An 18,139-nucleotide genomic window follows, 5' to 3' on the forward strand; every position below is an offset into this window, starting at 1 on the left:
AAGTTGAGTACAATATAAACATTACAATGAGAGAAAATAGAGCGTTATTTATGATGAAATTTAAAAAGAATTTAAAACAATGGCTTGTTGCATTCGCAATGATCAGTTTAACGGCTTGTTCTTCTATCGATCCTGAAACAGGAGCAAGAAAAGATCCGTTAGAAGGATTTAATCGAGCGATGTGGGCAGTGAATTATAAAGTATTAGATCCTTATATTTTAAAACCTGTTGCAAAAGGGTGGCGTGATTATATGCCAAGTCCAATAAAAACCGGCTTAACAAATGTGTCAAGTAATTTGGCAGAACCTGCTAGTTTTTTAAATCGCTTATTGCAAGGTGATGCAGAAAAAGCGGTCGTACATCTTAATCGCTTTTTAATAAATAGTACTTTTGGTTTAGGGGGATTAATTGACTTTGCGAGTTCTAGTGAGCCTTTAAAATTAAAAGAAGTACGCACTTTTTCTCATACGTTAGGTAAATATGGAATGGGGGATGGACCTTATATTATGTTACCAATTCTTGGACCTAAATCACCAAGGGATCTCTTGTCTGAAGTAGATTACACTTATCCTATTTTATCTTTACTCACTTTCCCTGCAACAATTGGTAAGAAAGTGGTGGATGGCGTAGATCAAAGAGCCAAATTATTAGAGCAAGATGAAATATTAAAACAATCTCAAGATCCTTATATCATTGTTCGTGAGGCTTATTTCCAGCATAAAAACTTTGAATTAAGAGATGGAAAGCCAAAGCAAGAAGAAGTGAAAGAGAGACAATTCTCAGAAGCCGAATTGGAAGGGATAGACTAATCAGTGTATTAATGATTATTTAATAAAGGACAGATAAGTGCATTTACGTTCAATTATTCGTATTATGGGAATTTTAGTGATGTGTTTTTCACTCACTATGCTTGTTCCTGCAGTGGTTGCGCTGATTTATGGAGATGGAGAAGGAACAACCTTTGTTAAATCATTTCTAATCAGTATTTCTGTCGGTTTTTTATTTTGGTGGAGTTGCCGTTATCACAAAGATGAGTTACGTTCTCGTGAAGGATTTTTAATTGTTGTTGCATTTTGGTTTGTTCTAGGCTGTATTGCAGCATTGCCTTTGTTTCTTGCAAATAGCCTTGATATGAGTACCGCAGATGTGTTATTTGAATCCTTTTCTGCTTTAACAACAACAGGTGCAACGGTAATGTCTGGTTTAGATGAATTACCTAAAGCGATTTTATTTCACCGTCAGTTTACCCAGTTTGTTGGAGGAATGGGAATTATCGTGTTAGCGGTTGCCGTTATTCCTTTACTTGGGGTTGGAGGAACACAACTCTATAAAGCGGAGTCTTCAGGTCCTTTAAAAGATCAAAAAATTCTACCCAGAATTGCTGAAATTGCAAAATTATTATGGTTGCTTTATTCCTTTATGATTTTAGCTTGTGCGTTATCTTACTGGTTAGCAGGAATGTCTGTCTTTGATGCCATAGGACATAGTTTTTCGACTATCTCAAATGGGGGGTTTTCTACCCACGATGCGAATATGGGATTTTTCCAGAATTCATCAATTCATATTATTGCCACTGTTTTTATGCTGATTGCAGGTTGTAACTTTTCACTGCATATTTTAGCTGCAATGAATTGGCGAAAAGGTCAGATTTCTAAAATCTACTTTGGTGATCCTGAATTTCGTTTTTTTGTATTATCACAACTCTTTTTTATCTCATTATTTTCAATTGGATTATATTTAACGACGTCAGATTATTCGTTTGCTAAAGCTTTTGAGCTAGGGTCATTACAATTAGTTTCAATGTCAATGACAGCAGGTTTCACCATTTTTGATTTTAATGAATTATCTCCATTTTTAGGGATATTGTTATTATTTTCTGCCGCTGTGGGCGGTTGTGCAGGTTCAACCTCTGGTGGATTAAAAGCCATTCGGGTACTTGTGTTATGGCTACAAGTTAAACGTGAATTAAAACAACTGGTTCATCCTAGTTTAGTTAATTCCATTAAATTGGATAAAAGTGCTTTGCCAATACGTATTATAGAAAGTATTTGGGCTTTCTTTATTGTATTTATACTGGTTTTCTTCGGCTGTACTTTTGTTGCAATGTTGTTTGGAATGGAAGCGTTTGATGCTCTTGGAGGCGTGTGGGCGACTATTACAAATGCAGGTCCAGGGATTGGAATGACGAGTTTGGGTTTTGCTGATACCCCAGATGGGGCAAAATATGTGTTTATTTTTGCAATGGTTGCGGGGCGTTTAGAATTTTTCTCTTTACTAGTGTTATTTACTCCTGCATTTTGGAAGACATAAACAAATATTTTTGTAAAAAGTATTGACAAAGTGACCGCTTTGTTTCATTCTTAAACCACTTTAATTTTTACAACAATTTTAAAATGAATAAATTTATGACAATTATTACCACCACCATTACCATTATGGAAACATAGTGCGGGTTGTTGCGTTTTAATAATTGAATAAAAAAATTACACAAAACAATAAATAAGAAACCCGCTAACAAGCGGGTTTTTTTATAACTAAATTTATAAAAAATAATGAGGGAAAAAATATGCGAGTTCTTAAATTTGGGGGCACATCACTGGCTAATGCACAACGTTTTATGCAAGCTGCTGATATTATTGAAAATGCACATTTAAGTGATCAAGCTGCAGTTGTATTATCCGCACCAGCAAAAGTCACTAATCATTTAGTCGCAATTATAGAAAATGCAAAAAATCAGCAACAAGTGACCGCTTGTTTAACAGAGTTAGAGGTCATATTTTTTGCGATTATTGAAGGATTATATCAAGCTAATGCAAAATTAGATCGTGAAGCATTACTTTCTTTGGTTAATACGGAATTAACTCAAATTAAGCACTTAGCCGATGAAATTATCAAAACAGGAAAATGTGAAGATAAAATGAGTGCCACAGTACATTGTCGAGGTGAGAAATTATCTATTGCGATAATGCAAGGCTGGTTTGAAGCGAAAGGGTATGGGGTCACAAATATTGATCCTGTTAAAAACTTGCTTGCAAGAGGTGATTATTTAGAATCTTCTGTGGATATTGCAAAATCAATGGAACGTATTGATGTTAAGGCTATTCCTAATAAAAATTTAGTGTTAATGGCAGGTTTTACTGCAGGCAATGAGCAGGGAGAACTGGTCTTATTAGGACGCAATGGTTCAGATTATTCCGCTGCCTGTTTAAGTGCTTGTTTAAACGCAGAGCGTTGCGAAATTTGGACAGATGTTGATGGTGTCTATACTTGTGATCCTCGTCTGGTACCTGATGCGATTTGCTTAGAAACAATGAGCTATCAAGAAGCAATGGAATTAGCCTATTTTGGTGCAAAAGTGATCCACCCAAGAACCATTGCACCATTGGTTGCCCAGCAAATTCCTTGTGTGATTAAAAATACCGCAAACCCTGAAGGAAAAGGCACCTCCATTGGGCATATTAGCAATGATAATGTAATGGTAAAAGGGATTACTAATCTTGATAATATGGCAATGTTTAACGTCTCAGGTTCTGGTATGCAAGGAATGGTGGGAATGGCTGCACGTATTTTTTCTGTGATGTCTAGTGCAGGGATTTCTATTATTTTAATCACTCAATCCTCTTCAGAATACAGTATTAGTTTTTGTGTGGCGGATAAATATGCAAATAACGCCTTATCAGCATTAGAAAGTGAATTTGAACAAGAGCTATCTCAACAGTTACTCGATCCTATTGAGGTAATGCAAAATCTATCTATTGTGTCAGTCGTTGGAGATGGAATGCAGTCCGTCAAAGGATTAGCTGCTCGCTTTTTCTCTGCACTTGCTCAAGTAAATATCAATATTATTGCTATTGCTCAAGGTTCATCAGAACGTTCTATTTCTGCGGTTGTACCAATGAATAAAGCCGTTGAAGCGGTAAAAGCTACGCATCAAATTCTGTTTAGCAATAAAAAAGTGATTAACCTTTGCTTATTTGGTGTAGGGGGAGTAGGAGCAAATTTAATTGAACAAATTAAAAATCAGCAAAGTTACCTTGCGAATAAAGATATTGAAATTAATCTCTGTATGTTGGCAAATTCAAGCAAAGCCATTTTTAATAAAGATGGTGTGGCGCTGACAAATTGGCAATCACAACTTGCTAATGCGACACAATCATCAGATTTTGATACCTTATTAGCTTTTGTGAAACAACACCATATTGTTAATCCCGTCTTTGTGGATTGTACCACTTCGCAAGTGGTGGCTAATCTCTATGCAAAAGCATTAAAAGAGGGCTTTCACGTGGTGACACCAAATAAAAAAGCCAATACATCAGATTATGCGTACTATCAACAATTACGTGAAAATGCACGTCGCAGCCATCATAAATTTTTGTATGAAACGAATGTGGGTGCAGGGTTGCCCGTAATTGAGAACTTACAACATTTACTTGCAGCAGGTGATGAAGTACAACGTTTTGAGGGTATTTTGTCAGGCTCACTCTCTTTTATTTTTGGTTTACTTGAAGAAGGTTTAACCCTTTCGCAAGCAACGGTATTGGCAAAACAAAAAGGATTTACAGAACCTGATCCTCGTGATGATTTGTCGGGTGAGGATGTTGCACGTAAATTATTAATTTTAGCACGTGAAATTGGCTTACCTTTAGAACTGGCAGATATTGAAGTAGAGGGTGTGCTACCACAAGGTTTTGCACAAGGAAAATCAACGCCAGAGTTTTTACAATTATTACCCGAACTTGATCAAAAATTTGCAAAAAATGTTGAACAAGCCACCGCTTGTAATAAAGTATTGCGTTATGTTGGATCAATAGATAACGGTAAATGTAAAGTGTCAATCAAAGCAGTAGATAGTGATGATCCACTATTTAAAGTGAAAAATGGTGAGAATGCACTGGCATTTTATACCCACTATTATTCTCCAATTCCATTGTTATTACGTGGCTATGGAGCGGGTAATGATGTCACCGCAGCAGGTATTTTTGCCGATATTTTACGTACATTAAGATAAGGAGCAAAGCAATGGCATTACGAATTTATGCACCTGCAACCAGTGCAAATATCAGTGTAGGATTTGATTTATTAGGTGCTGCCGTTTCTCCAATAGATGGTTCATTACTTGGAGATATGGTCGAAATTGATGATTGTCACACTCTCTTTGAATTTGAAAGTGTTGGGCGATTTGTTAAAAAATTACCTAAAGAGCGAGAAAAAAATATTGTCTATCAAGCCTATGTTTTATTTAGTGAAAGGTTAAAATTACGAGGTGGAAAGGTTAAAAAACTACGTTTAACCTTAGAAAAAAATATGCCAATTGGTTCAGGATTAGGGTCGAGTGCCTGTTCTATTGTTGCGGCATTAGTGGCGCTTAACCAATTTCATCACAATCCATTTACTGAAATGGAATTATTGGAAATGATGGGGCAGTTAGAAGGACGAATTTCAGGCAGTATTCATTATGATAATGTTGCACCTTGTTATTTAGGTGGTTTACAGCTAATGGTTGACGGACAAGGGAGTATTTGTCAATCTTTACCTTTTTTTGAAAATTGGTATTGGATACTCGCTTATCCCGGAATAAAGGTTTCTACGGCGAAAGCACGAGCCATTTTACCAGAAAATTATTCACGTCAAGATATCGTCGCTCAAGCTCGTTATTTAGGGAGCTTTATCCACGCTTGCCATACTAAACAGGAGGCTTTAGCCACAGAAATGATGCGAGATGTGATTGCTGAGCCTTACCGTGAGCAACTATTACCAAACTTTGCTACCATACGCCAACAATCTAAAGATCTCGGCGCATTGGCTGTGGGTATCTCAGGCTCTGGTCCTACGATGTATGCAATTGCTTCAAGCCTTGAAGATGCTTATAGATTATCCAGTTACCTTGAAAATAACTATTTACAAAATGATTCGGGTTTTGTACATATTTGTAAGGTTGATAGCGAGGGAGCGAGAGCGTTAGGGTAATCAATACAAAGGGATGAAAAATAAATCCGATTTATAGGGGAGACTGCCCTATAAATCGGATTTGCTTTGATGAAAGTTATTACTAACTTACTTTAATTTTACTTAACTTAATTATAAAATACCTAAAAAGGATAATAGAATAGAAAGCCCAAATGTAATGGCAATCAACATAATAGGATTAAAACGTTTTTTAGTAAGCAGATAATACATACTTAATACATAGCCTAATCCTAAAATATTTGGAAAAATCTTATCAAAAAAGTCTGTTTGAACAGAAACGGTTTTTTGAGCATTGACCACTATCTCACTGATAACATTAATATGGACATAGGACGCAATTAAACCACCGATTACAGTGACCCCTAAAATAGTTGCCCCTTTTGCGATAATATCGGACTCTTTCTTAATGCGTTCAACAGCATTTATTCCTAAATTATACCCAAGATGGGTTAAAGGAATGCGTAATAGCCAAATGGCAAGGTAAACCGCAAAAAATAAAATGGGTCCAAGTACGCTACCTGACATTGCCAAAGAAGCACATACCCCTGCCATAATTGGTAACAAGGTGAACCAAAATATCGCATCACCAATCCCTGCTAAAGGAGCAAATAATGCCAGTTTCAGCCCTTTGATTGTGGCTCTTTTTTCTTTTGCTTCTTCTAATGAAACCAGCAAGCCCATTAAAAAGCCAACAAGGTTTGGATGGGTATTGATAAATTCCAAATTATCATTCATTGCATCAGAAAGATCTTTTTTATCTTTATGAATTTTCTTTAACAAAGGTAATTGTGAGTATAGAAAACCACAAGATTGCATTCTTTCATAGTTAAAACTTGCTTGCAAAAATGATGAACGAATAGCAAGTTTGGTAATATCTGATTTGGTAATAACTTTATTAGATTCCATCTTCTTCGTCCTCCACTTTTCGTGTGATTGTACTAATACTGGATAATATCTGACTACGCTCTTTACCAATGTTATACATTAACATTGCAAGAGCAAACCCTACTGCTGCTACTGGAAGTAAGTTTGAGAAGGTTAAGAAACTCGCCATTACAAATCCAATAATGAGGTAAGGAACATATTCCAGTTTGAGTAATACTTTTAATAACATACCAAAACCAACTGCTGGTAAAATTCCTCCTGTTACTTCAAATCCGTGAGTAAGCCATTGAGGTAAACTATTCACAAACACTTTCATTGGTTCTTGAGCAATATAAACACATAAGAACACAACAATGGCATAAATACATCCAATAATTGCAGTAGTGGTTATATTTATTTTTGCAATACTTTGTACATCTGCGTTATCAGCCGCTTCATCAGCTTTAACCATAAAAATAGTAAATGCCGAGTAGCAGAATAAAATGATATATTGCATTAAAAAGCTAAATGGTAAAGCCAAAGCCATAGAAGCCTGTGGGGTTGATCCTGTGGTATAAGCGAGTACCGTTCCCATTACACCTGCCAAAATAGGATTTGGTGGTTGCACACCTCCTGCTGGTGTTAAACCTGCAAAAGCAAGTTCAGTTAAACCACCAACCATTAAACCTGTTTGTAAATCACCTAAAATGGCACCTGTTAAAGTGGCAACGATAATTGGTCTAAAAATAAAAAGTGCCTCAAACCAAAAATCAATACCAACAATTAAAGCCATTATGGCAATTCCAATTCCTTGTAACAAAGTAATTTCCATAATTTTCTCCTTAATCTGATGAGTTAAAATTATTTAATAAATTCCTTACTATCTCCGGGAACGTCCTGTATATACAGCTCAACGCCATAGTCTCGGATTTTGTGTAAATAATCTAAGTCTGTTTCATCAACATAGACTTTTTTACTTAATTGAGTTTTGCCTTTTGAAAAGTGCATATTACCAATATTCACCTCTTCAATCGGTACACCTCCTTCAATCAACTTCCAAGCAACCTCTGGAGTTGGAACAACAATAAAAATTTTCTGTCGATCTGAAGCTTTATGAATAACGTTAATCATTTTTTCAATACTGAAAAAACGCACACCAGCCCCTGAGGTTTGCAAAACACTTGCCATAAGTTGCTGTTGAAGTGGATCTTCTGCGACATCATCATCAACGACCACAACAAGATTAGATTGAAGGGTCATTACCCAAGTCATTCCAACTTGTCCGTGAATTAAACGATTGTCTATACGAGTGAGTAAGATAGGCATAGTCTCTCCCTATTTGATTATGTAAAGCATAAATAAAAAGATTGACTTATTGTAGATCGAAATTGTTAAATTACAATTATTAATTATTAATTATTAATTATTAATTATTAATTATTAATTATTAATTATTAATTATTAATTATTAATTATTAATTATTAGATCAAGATCACATTTTTTATTAAAAATACCACAGAAAATAACAATAAAATTTTATTTTTTGATATTTTTTGCACTTTCAATCTCAAAAACCACCACTTTATGAGAGTTTTTACTATCGATTTTCCAACGGATATTACACTCAGCCAGTAACATTCCATATACTCGATCAGTCAGTTTACCTTGTTGATAAGCTGGACGAGGATCTTGTGCGATAACGTCTCGGATAAATGCAATGGGATCATCAATTTGATATTTTGCAAATTTTTGACAAGATGTAACCGCTTGTTTCACCTCTTGCGTAAAGGTAACGGTTAATTTTGGAGTAGGTTTATGTTGTGCAAAACCAGATTTGGCATTGACTTCGCTATCAGCATAGGCGAGATAGGGTTTAATATCTAAAATTGGTGTGCCGTCAACTAAATCCACACTGCCTAAATAAAGCAACACGTCTCCATTTTTATAGTCGATTTTTTCTAATTTCACTTTTGATAAACCAATGGGATTGGGGCGATGTGTAGAGCGACTTGCAAATACACCCACTCGTTGATTACCCCCTAAACGAGGAGGTCGCACTGTGGTTTGTACTTTACCTTGTGGAATATGATGAAATTGAAATAATAACCATAAATGGCTAAATTCACTGAGTCCTCGAACACTCTCTTCTGTATTGTAAGGAGGGAGTAAACGCAATATCCCTTTACCCTCAGCCACTAAATTAGGTTGGCGTGGTACAGAAAATTTTTCACCGTAAGGCGTATGAATAATTCCCACGGGATAGCACGTAATTGGTTGAAGTTCCATCATATCGTCAATTTCCTTTAAAAAATTAAAAAATAATATGTCATTTTATAATAAAATAGCTCATTATAAGGAAACTAAATCATAAATAAAATTTTAACCTACAATGACGATGAATAAACTCTCTACACTTTCTATTTGGATTAGCACCGCACGTCCAAAAACCTTGCCTTTAGCTTTAGCCTCTATTTTAGTTGGCTCAGCATTAGCGTCATCGGTTGGTGCATTTAATGGTATTACCACTTTTTTAGCTTTTTTAACCACCCTGTTATTGCAAATTCTCTCTAACTTTGCAAATGATTATGGTGATCATATTCAAGGCTCTGACACCGCTGAGCGTATAGGGCCATTAAGAGCTATTCAACAAGGTGAAATTACCAAAGAGCAACTGAAAAAAGCGATTTATATACTAATAGGGCTTTCTTTACTTAGCGGTTTAACATTAATTATTTATGCTTATCAGTCGTGGCAGGATCTGGTTGTTTTTGGTGTATTGGGTGTGCTGGCGATTATTTGTGCAATTACTTATACTGTTGGTAGAAAACCTTATGGATATATGGGGTTAGGCGATATTTCTGTATTGGTTTTCTTTGGCTTTTTAGCCGTATCTGGAACATTCTATTTACAGGTTCATTCTTTATCAATGATTATTTTTCTTCCTGCCTTTAGCTGTGGATTACTTTCAGTTGCAGTACTCAATATCAATAATCTAAGGGATATTCATCAAGATAAAGTGGCAGGGAAAAATACGATTATTGTACGTTTAGGATCAAAAAAAGGCTGTATTTATCATATCTTATTATTAACACTAGCGGTCACTTGTTACTTAATTTTTGCAATTTTAACGCAACAATCTTGGCAAGGTTTTCTTTTCCTTATCACCACACCGTTATTGGTTAAGCACGCTTTAACCGTTTATCGTCATCAAGATCCTTGCGAACTTCGTCCTTTATTGGGGCAAATGGCAGGCTTAGCTTTAATCACTAACTTTATTTTTAGCTTAGGAATAATGTTATAGCGTAAAGAATCAGATTGATGTTAATTCTGTCATTGACCAACGTGGTTTTACATTAATGCTTAAATCACTTTGCTCACCATTTTTAAGGCGTAAAAAACCAGCGTAAGCAATCATCGCACCATTATCTGTACAAAATTCAGGGCGAGGGTAAAAAACGTTGCCTTGTTGCTTTTTCATCAATTCTGCAAGGTTGTGACGAAGTTGTTTATTGGCACTAACTCCACCAGCGACCACTAAACGTTTATAACCTGTTTGTTTCAATGCTCGGCGACATTTAATCATCAAGGTATCTACAACGGCATCTTGGAAGGCATAAGCGATATCACAACGAGTTTGTTCGTTTAATGTACCTTGTTCAGCAATCTGTTTATGAATAGTATTAGCGGTTGCTGTTTTTAGACCAGAAAAACTAAAATCTAATCCAGGTCTATCTGTCATAGGGCGAGGAAATTTAAAACGTTCTGCTGTACCTTGCTCTGCCAATTTTGAGAGTGCAACACCTGCTGGATAGTCTAATCCAAGCAATTTCCCTGTTTTATCAAAGGCCTCACCTGCAGCATCATCAATAGATTCACCAAGCAGTTCGTAATTTCCCACATTTTCAACTTTAATTAATTGAGTATGTCCCCCTGAAACTAACAATGCAATAAAAGGAAACTCAGGAGGATTTTCTTCGAGCATTGGAGCGAGTAGATGTCCTTCCATATGATGTACGCCAAGTGCAGGTATATTCCACGCATAAGCCAATGAACGAGCGATGGTTGAACCCACTAATAATGCACCGACCAAACCTGGTCCAGCCGTATAAGCAATACCATCAATTTGATCAGCCGTTAAATTGGCTTCATCAAGAGCGGCTTGAATTAAAGGTAATGTTTTACGAATATGATCCCGTGAGGCAAGTTCCGGTACAACGCCACCATAATCAGCGTGCATTTCAATTTGACTATAAAGTTGATTGGCAATCAACCCTTGTTGTTCATCATAAATGGCGATGCCGGTTTCATCACACGAGGTTTCAATTCCTAAAATTCTCATTGTCAGTTTGTTATTCCTAAAAAATAAAGCCCTCTTTCATTAATGAAAGAGGGGGAGTGTAAATAAAAATTTGTAAAAAAGTTTAAAAATGTGACCGCTTAAAAACTTTCTCTATATGCTGGTTTTTTTGGCGTTTTAAATTTTTGTTTTTCAGTAGATTTAATTAGGTCTGCTGTTTTTTGTGCGGAGTCTTTAATTCCCATTTTCTCAAATGCATTTTTTAAATAAGGAAGTGCATCAATGGTTGCTTTACTATCAGGGAAATAACGAAGCATTTCTTCAATACGATTTACAATAGCAACATAAGCTTCACGTTTTTGGTAGTATTTAACAATTTCGAGCTCGTGTTCTGCAAGACGATTTTTTAAATAGACCATCCACTGTTTTGCTTCAGCAGCATATTTACTATTAGGGAAATTATTCGCAATAACTTGGAAATTTCCATAGGCATCACGTGTAGATTTAATGGCTCGAGAAGAACGATTAACTTTAAAGAAATCTTGAATAAAATTATCGCCTAAACGCACATTCGATAATCCTACAAGGTAATAAACATAATCCATTTTTGTACTATTTGGATTGTTGCGAGCAAAACGCTCTGCAGCTTCAATGACTTTGTAATATTCTTTAGTTTGATAATAAGAGTACATTAAATCTAATTGTGTTTGTGCTCGATGAGTATTATATTTAAAATTACCATCAATGGCTTCTAAATACCGAATAGCAGAACTGTAATTTTCGTCTTTTAAATAAGTTTGTGCTTTGTTATAAAGAGTTTGATAAGGAAGAGTTTCAAAGTCTTTTTTTGAACTTGAACAGCCTGTTAGCAATACTCCTGCTAAAATAATGAAAGACAATGATTTTAATTGTTGCATAATAAATTTACCTAAAGTTAATGTATAATTTTGTTAGACTTGCTATTATTCGCTAAGTTCATTTGTTCTATTTTATAGAACATCACTTAATAATACAATAAATTGGAATTTAAATGGCTCAAGAAATTACATTAAAAACTGAAATCTCATTAGATTTAATCGGTTCTCGCTTAGATCAAGCATTAGCACAAAGTTTTCCCGATTATTCTCGTACTCGTTTGAAGGCGTGGATTGATAATGATCGTGTAAAAGTGAATGGTAAAATTGTAAATAAAGCACGTGAAAAAGTTTTTGGTGGAGAAGAGATTGAAATTCTTGCTGAAATGGAAGATGAAGTTCGTTTTGAAGCACAAAATATTGCACTTGATATTGTTTATGAAGATGAAGATATTTTGGTGATTAATAAACCTAAAGGTCTTGTCGTTCATCCTGGTGCTGGCAATCCAGACGGTACGGTGTTAAATGCACTGTTACATCATCACCCTGCGATTATTGAAGTCCCTCGTGCAGGTATTGTACATCGTTTAGATAAGGATACCACAGGCTTAATGGTGGTTGCAAAAACCATTCCCACACAAACTCATTTAGTCGCAGCATTACAAAAACGCCGTATTACGCGTGAATATGAAGCTATCGCCAGTGGTGTGATGACACAAGGTGGAAAAGTTGATGAACCAATGGCTCGTCACCCAACCAAACGTATTGCAATGGCGGTACACCCAATGGGAAAACCTGCGGTTACTCACTATCGTATTATGCAAAAGTTCCGTAATCATACACGTTTACGTTTACGCTTAGAAACGGGGAGAACCCATCAAATTCGTGTGCATATGGCACATATTGCTCATCCATTGTTAGGCGATCAAGTTTATGGCGGACGTCCACGCCCACCAAAAGGTGCGAGTGAAGAATTTTTAACTATATTACGTAATTTCCAACGTCAAGCACTGCACGCAGCAATGCTTCGCTTAGAGCATCCAATAACGAAAGAAATAATGGAGTGGCACGCACCATTGCCTGATGATTTTGTAGAATTACTAGAGGCTCTGAAAACGGATTATGAGTTGTATAAAGAAGAGTTAGATTATTAGCGATTATCTAGATGTGCTTTAATCAACTGAATAAACGCCTCACCAAAACGTTCTAATTTACGTTCCCCGACTCCATTTATGGCTAACATTTCATTAGGGGTTTGAGGTGTGAATTCTGCCATCTCTTGTAAGGTGGCATCGTTAAACACAATATAAGGCGGAATATTTTCCCTATCGGCAATCTGTTTACGTAAAAAGCGTAAACGGGCAAACAGATCTTTATCATAACGACGATTAGTTGCTTTGGTTGATAGTATCGTACTACTTGAAATACCTAAGCGAGGCATTGCAAGAGCAAGTGGTTCTTCGCCTCGTAAAAATGGACGTGCATTTTTGGTTAATTGTAGTGAAGAATGCTCCATTATATTTTGTTTAATCAGCCCTAAATGAATAAGCTGGCGAATAACACTGATCCAATATTCTTGATTTTTTTCTTTACCAATGCCAAATACGGAAAGTTGATCGTGGTGATGATCTTTAATTTTCTGGTTATTTAAGCCTCGTAGCACGCCCACAATATGATGTAATCCAAATACTTGACCTGTTCGATAAATTGCAGACATCACTTTTTGAGCATCGACTAAGCCATCGTATTTTTTAGGTGGATCTAAACAAATATCACAGTTTTTACAAGGTTCTTGACGTAATTCGCCAAAATAGTTGAGTAATACTAAGCGGCGACAAGTTTGTGATTCTGCAAAATCTTTAATGGTATTCAGTTTATGCTGTTCGATCTTACGTTGTTCATTTTCAGGTTTTTCCAATAAGACTTTTTGTAGCCAACCATAATCCGCAGGATCGTAAAATAGCATTGCCTCTGCGGGTAAGTCATCACGTCCTGCACGCCCTGTTTCTTGATAGTAAGATTCTATACTACGAGGTAAATCAAAATGTACCACAAAACGCACATTAGATTTATTAATTCCCATTCCAAAAGCTACCGTTGCAACGACCACTTGAATATCATCTCGCTGAAAGGCATTTTGTACGGTAGATCGCTCAAGCACTGACATTCCCGCGTGATAGCCCATTACCTTGATACCACGAGAGGCTAGTTTTTCCGTAATACTCTCTACTTTTTTACGACTACCACAATAAACAATGCCACTTTTTCCTTGCTGCTTGTCTAAAAACTTAGCTAACTGATTAAGTGGCTTAAATTTTTCTTGAATAGTGTAACGAATATTAGGGCGATCAAAACTACCCAAGTAAGTATGAGGATCGTTAAGCTGTAAATGGGTAATAATATCGGCACGAGTGGCTGGATCCGCTGTTGCGGTAAGTGCCATAAGCGGTATGTTTGGGAAAGTTTTTCGCAAACCGCCAAGCAAGGTATATTCAGGACGAAAATCGTGTCCCCATTGTGAAATACAATGGGCTTCATCAACCGCAATTAAATTAATTTTACAATGAGAGATAAAGTGATAAAAATTATTGGTCATCACTTTTTCTGGAGAAATATAAAGTAATTTTAGTCTTCCAGATATTGCTTTTTGTTCAATTTGTTGTTGTTCTTCAAAGCCTTGAGTTGAGTTAAGATAAGCGGCTTCAATACCGTCTGTTAAAAGTTGATCGACCTGATCCTTCATCAATGAAATTAAAGGTGAGATCACTAAGGTGATTCCCTCTAAGCATAATGCAGGCACTTGATAGCAAAGGGACTTCCCTCCACCTGTGGTAATAATAACCAAACAATCTTTATTAGATAATACTGCCTCAATAACTTCTTGTTGCCCAGTTCTAAAAGATTGGTAGCCAAAAACATTATGTAAAATATTTTTGGCTTTGACCATTAAAGGATTAGTCATTATTGAAAAGAAACGATTTCACCGTGTTTTTTCACAGCTTGTTCAAGGTGAGTCCAAAAAGAATGACCTTCACGATCAATCCATTGTCCATTTTGATATTTAAAGTGGAAACCACCCAATTTACTCGCTAGCCATAGCTCTAACATCGCTTCTTGTTTGTTAATGACTATTTGTGAATTATCAGCAAATATAATTTCCATCACTGAACCGTGCATTTCACAATCTACATCACAATCTTGTTCTTCAAGTTGTTCTTCAATGGTGAGCCAAGTTTGTTCAACAATTTGATGAAATTCTTGAGTATTCATTTAACTATTCCTAAATTAACAGATAAAAAACGGAAGCGTTGAGCTTCCGTCTTTTAACCATAAATAAATTATTTTGCACGGAAAGTAATACGACCTTTTTGTAAATCGTATGGGGTCATTTCAACAGTGACTTTATCTCCTGTTAAAATACGAATATAATTTTTACGCATTTTTCCAGAAATATGAGCAGTCACAATATGTCCATTTTCTAATTCAACACGAAACATCGTATTTGGTAAGGTTTCTAAAATTGTACCCTGCATTTCAATGCAATCTTCTTTTGCCATTTATTCCTCTTTTGTTTGATTGACTTTATAAAATAATAAAACTTCGTTATTATACTCTCAACCGACCGAATTTCAATCATTAAAAAATAACAATTTAAGCCAACAATATAAAGGTTATTATGCAAAACATCATTTTTATCTACTCAAAAAATCTGACAACAGAAAAAATAGTACAGTTTGAGCAAAAATCAGGGTTAAAAATACTGAAAAAGTTAGATTACTTAGCGTATAAAATTGCATTTTTTAATGCAAATCTTACCGCTTCCTTGCAACAACTTGCCACACAAATTGAGTGTGATATTAGTTCATTAGATATTACACCAACCTTAGCACAACAAGGATTATTGGTAATGGATATGGACTCCACCGCCATTAAAATAGAATGTATCGATGAAATTGCCAAACTGACTGGCACAGGGGAATTAGTCTCTTTAATTACCGCAAGTGCAATGCGAGGCGAATTAGATTTTGAACAAAGTCTACGTCAACGAGTTGCTACATTAGAAAATGCCCCAGAAGAAATTTTGCAAAAAGTTCGTCAAATGTTACCGCTTATGGACGGTTTTGAAACGCTGATTAACACATTAAAACAAGCCAATTGGAAAATGGCTATCGCCTCAGGGGGCTTTGATTATTTTGCGGATTACTTAAAACAGAAATATCAGCTTGATGATGCCGTTTCTAATCAGCTTGAAATACAAAATGGGAAATTGACAGGTAAAGTATTAGGCAAAGTGGTGGATGCACAATATAAAGCAGAAACCCTACAACGTCTTGCTCAAGAATTTAATATTCCGCCAACTCAATGGGTTGCAGTGGGGGATGGGGCAAATGATTTACCAATGCTCAACACTGCCAGTTTAGGTATTGCATTACACGCTAAACCAAAGGTTCAAGAACAGGCACAATTTGTGGTAAACTTTGGGGACTTAGCCGCCATTGCATTATTATTAAATGCAAAGCACTTATTTAATCAATCATCTTTATAAATAGAAGGAAAATAAAATGCCATCTTTTGATATTGTATCTGAAATTACTATGCACGAAGTACGTAACGCTGTAGAAAATGCCAATCGTGAATTAACTAACCGTTGGGATTTTCGTAATGTTACTGCGACTATTGAACTCAATGAAGGGAAAGAGAGTATTAAGCTAACCTCTGAGTCCGACTTCCAAGTAGAACAGTTGCTGGATATTTTACGCAATGCAATGATTAAACGTAGCATTGAACCCTCATCATTAGAAATTCCTGATGATTATGAACACAGCGGAAAAATGTACAGCAAGGAAGTCACGCTGAAACAAGGAATTGAAAAAGAGATGGCGAAAAAAATTATTAAATTAATTAAAGACGCAAAATTAAAAGTACAAACCCAAATACAAGGTGAACAAGTTCGAGTAACTGGAAAGTCTCGCGATGACTTACAAAAAACGATTCAACTTGTAAAAGGTGCTGAATTAGGACAACCGTTTCAGTTTGAGAATTTTAGAGATTAAGTCATTCTAATAAAGAAACTATCTGATTAGGTCATCATTAAATAGTTTTTCACTTTTTAGGCTAAACATACTAGAATAACGAGGTTTGGTCGATTATGTTTAAAAAGGAAACAAAATGACACAAGAATATTTAGATTTTGAGTTACCTATTGCAGAACTTGAAGCAAAAATTGAAGCGTTACGTTCAACTGTAAATTCTGATGATAAAATTAATATTGATGATGAAATTAAACGTCTTCAAAAAAAATGTAATGAACTTACAAAAAAAACATTTGGTGATTTAGATGCGTGGCAAATCACCAAAATGGCTCGCCACCCAAACCGCCCCTATACTCTTGATTATATTGAGCGTATTTTTACTGAGTTTGATGAATTGGCAGGAGATCGTGCTTATGCAGATGATCGTGCAATTGTAGGTGGAATGGCTCGTCTTGATGGACGTCCTGTAATGATTATTGGGCACCAAAAAGGACGTAGTGTAAAACAAAAAGTATTACGCAACTTTGGAATGCCAGCACCTGAAGGTTATCGTAAGGCATTACGTTTAATGAAAATGGCAGAGCGTTTTAATATGCCGATTATCACTTTTATTGATACCCCAGGAGCATATCCAGGAGTAGGTGCTGAAGAACGTGGACAAGCTGAAGCCATTGCCCATAATCTTCGTGAAATGTCAAAATTATCTGTACCTGTTATTTGTACGGTAATCGGTGAAGGTGGTTCAGGTGGTGCGTTAGCCATTGGTGTGGGCGATAAAATTAATATGCTGCAATATGCGATTTATTCTGTGATTTCTCCTGAAGGTTGTGCGTCTATTTTATGGAAAGATGCTGAAAAAGCCTCAACCGCAGCAGAAACAATGGGTTTAACAGCGACGCGATTAAAAGAATTAAAATTGATTGATAGTGTTATTGAAGAGCCATTTGGTGGAGCTCAAAAGGATTTCGATGAAATCGCTCAAAATGTAAAACAGTGTTTACTTAAAGATTTAGACGATCTTGATACAATGTCTACAGAAGAACTTTTAGAGCGTCGTTATGCTCGATTAATGAGTTATGGTGCTTAAAATTAAGTGGTAAGATGATGAAAGAATTTAATTATA

General features: G+C 35.9%; 18 protein-coding genes. 9 read left to right on the forward strand and 9 right to left on the reverse strand.

Translation table 11 applies throughout. The features are described 5' to 3' along the window. Window positions 1-50 precede the first annotated feature (50 nt). From U9966_RS03075 to thrB, 4 genes are all read left to right on the forward strand, one after another. Window positions 51-809, forward strand: a complete 759-nt coding sequence (locus U9966_RS03075) for an MlaA family lipoprotein (RefSeq protein WP_306348624.1) — start codon at window positions 51-53, stop codon at window positions 807-809. A 37-nt stretch (window positions 810-846) separates the two neighbouring features. Then, window positions 847-2,310, forward strand: a complete 1,464-nt coding sequence (locus U9966_RS03080; RefSeq protein WP_306346330.1) for a TrkH family potassium uptake protein — start codon at window positions 847-849, stop codon at window positions 2,308-2,310. Window positions 2,311-2,566: 256 nt separating this feature from the next. Next, window positions 2,567-5,008 (forward strand): bifunctional aspartate kinase/homoserine dehydrogenase I, encoded by a 2,442-nt coding sequence (gene thrA / locus U9966_RS03085; protein WP_306346329.1) that lies wholly within the window; start codon window positions 2,567-2,569, stop codon window positions 5,006-5,008. A gap of 11 nt (window positions 5,009-5,019) precedes the next feature. After that, a complete protein-coding gene (gene thrB, locus U9966_RS03090; RefSeq protein WP_211599078.1) occupies window positions 5,020-5,967 on the forward strand; it encodes a homoserine kinase in 948 nt (315 codons plus the stop codon). A 111-nt stretch (window positions 5,968-6,078) separates the two neighbouring features. Here the strand turns inward: thrB and agaD are convergent, their stop codons facing one another. From agaD to tsaA, 4 genes are all read right to left on the reverse strand, one after another. After that, window positions 6,079-6,873, reverse strand: a complete 795-nt coding sequence (gene agaD / locus U9966_RS03095) for a PTS galactosamine transporter subunit IID (RefSeq protein WP_090920479.1) — start codon at window positions 6,871-6,873, stop codon at window positions 6,079-6,081. Next, on the reverse strand, window positions 6,863-7,663 hold the full coding sequence (gene agaC, locus U9966_RS03100; RefSeq protein ID WP_218061366.1) for a PTS galactosamine transporter subunit IIC: 801 nt from the start codon (window positions 7,661-7,663) through the stop codon (window positions 6,863-6,865). The genes agaD and agaC overlap by 11 nt, the downstream gene beginning before the upstream one ends. Before the next feature lie 29 nt (window positions 7,664-7,692). Next, a complete protein-coding gene (gene agaB / locus U9966_RS03105) occupies window positions 7,693-8,157 on the reverse strand; it encodes a PTS galactosamine transporter subunit IIB (protein WP_090920488.1) in 465 nt (154 codons plus the stop codon). Window positions 8,158-8,368: 211 nt separating this feature from the next. Next, window positions 8,369-9,121, reverse strand: a complete 753-nt coding sequence (tsaA, locus tag U9966_RS03110) for a tRNA (N6-threonylcarbamoyladenosine(37)-N6)-methyltransferase TrmO (RefSeq protein WP_306346328.1) — start codon at window positions 9,119-9,121, stop codon at window positions 8,369-8,371. A 106-nt stretch (window positions 9,122-9,227) separates the two neighbouring features. On the opposite strand from tsaA, the gene U9966_RS03115 reads away from it, so the two are divergent. Beyond that, entirely contained in the window at window positions 9,228-10,133 is a 906-nt protein-coding gene (locus tag U9966_RS03115) for a 1,4-dihydroxy-2-naphthoate polyprenyltransferase (protein WP_211599075.1), read from the forward strand. Window positions 10,134-10,142: 9 nt separating this feature from the next. On the opposite strand, the gene tsaD is transcribed toward U9966_RS03115, so the two are convergent. After that, window positions 10,143-11,171, reverse strand: coding sequence for a tRNA (adenosine(37)-N6)-threonylcarbamoyltransferase complex transferase subunit TsaD (tsaD, locus tag U9966_RS03120; RefSeq protein WP_306346327.1), 1,029 nt, complete (start codon window positions 11,169-11,171; stop codon window positions 10,143-10,145). A 98-nt stretch (window positions 11,172-11,269) separates the two neighbouring features. Next, window positions 11,270-12,046, reverse strand: coding sequence for an outer membrane protein assembly factor BamD (locus U9966_RS03125; RefSeq protein WP_306346326.1), 777 nt, complete (start codon window positions 12,044-12,046; stop codon window positions 11,270-11,272). Between the two features lie 113 nt (window positions 12,047-12,159). Between U9966_RS03125 and rluD the strand changes: the two genes are divergently transcribed. Next, window positions 12,160-13,137 carry a 23S rRNA pseudouridine(1911/1915/1917) synthase RluD gene (gene rluD / locus U9966_RS03130; protein ID WP_306346325.1) on the forward strand — a complete coding sequence of 326 codons (978 nt, stop codon included), beginning with the start codon at window positions 12,160-12,162 and terminating at the stop codon, window positions 13,135-13,137. On the opposite strand, the gene recQ is transcribed toward rluD, so the two are convergent. The 3 genes from recQ to infA all read right to left on the reverse strand — a co-directional run bounded on the left by recQ (window position 13,134) and on the right by infA (window position 15,540). Then, window positions 13,134-14,945 carry an ATP-dependent DNA helicase RecQ gene (gene recQ, locus U9966_RS03135; protein WP_306349834.1) on the reverse strand — a complete coding sequence of 604 codons (1,812 nt, stop codon included), beginning with the start codon at window positions 14,943-14,945 and terminating at the stop codon, window positions 13,134-13,136. The genes rluD and recQ overlap by 4 nt on opposite strands. After that, window positions 14,945-15,253, reverse strand: coding sequence for an iron donor protein CyaY (gene cyaY, locus U9966_RS03140; RefSeq protein ID WP_306346323.1), 309 nt, complete (start codon window positions 15,251-15,253; stop codon window positions 14,945-14,947). Before cyaY ends, recQ begins: the two co-directional genes overlap by 1 nt. Before the next feature lie 68 nt (window positions 15,254-15,321). Beyond that, window positions 15,322-15,540 carry a translation initiation factor IF-1 gene (gene infA, locus U9966_RS03145; protein WP_211599070.1) on the reverse strand — a complete coding sequence of 73 codons (219 nt, stop codon included), beginning with the start codon at window positions 15,538-15,540 and terminating at the stop codon, window positions 15,322-15,324. Between the two features lie 119 nt (window positions 15,541-15,659). Here infA and serB point away from each other — a divergent pair, with 119 nt between their 5' ends. The 3 genes from serB (at window position 15,660) to accA (ending at window position 18,103) form a co-directional block, all read left to right on the forward strand. Next, window positions 15,660-16,529 (forward strand): phosphoserine phosphatase SerB, encoded by an 870-nt coding sequence (serB, locus tag U9966_RS03150; RefSeq protein WP_306346322.1) that lies wholly within the window; start codon window positions 15,660-15,662, stop codon window positions 16,527-16,529. Window positions 16,530-16,545: 16 nt separating this feature from the next. After that, a complete protein-coding gene (locus U9966_RS03155) occupies window positions 16,546-17,037 on the forward strand; it encodes a YajQ family cyclic di-GMP-binding protein (RefSeq protein WP_211599068.1) in 492 nt (163 codons plus the stop codon). Window positions 17,038-17,152: 115 nt separating this feature from the next. After that, window positions 17,153-18,103 (forward strand): acetyl-CoA carboxylase carboxyl transferase subunit alpha, encoded by a 951-nt coding sequence (gene accA, locus U9966_RS03160; RefSeq protein ID WP_211599063.1) that lies wholly within the window; start codon window positions 17,153-17,155, stop codon window positions 18,101-18,103. The last annotated feature ends 36 nt before the right edge of the window (window positions 18,104-18,139 follow it).

Origin of the sequence: Pasteurella atlantica (genome assembly GCF_963693435.1) — a bacterium.
GTDB classification, from domain to species: Bacteria; Pseudomonadota; Gammaproteobacteria; order Enterobacterales; family Pasteurellaceae; genus Phocoenobacter; species Phocoenobacter atlanticus.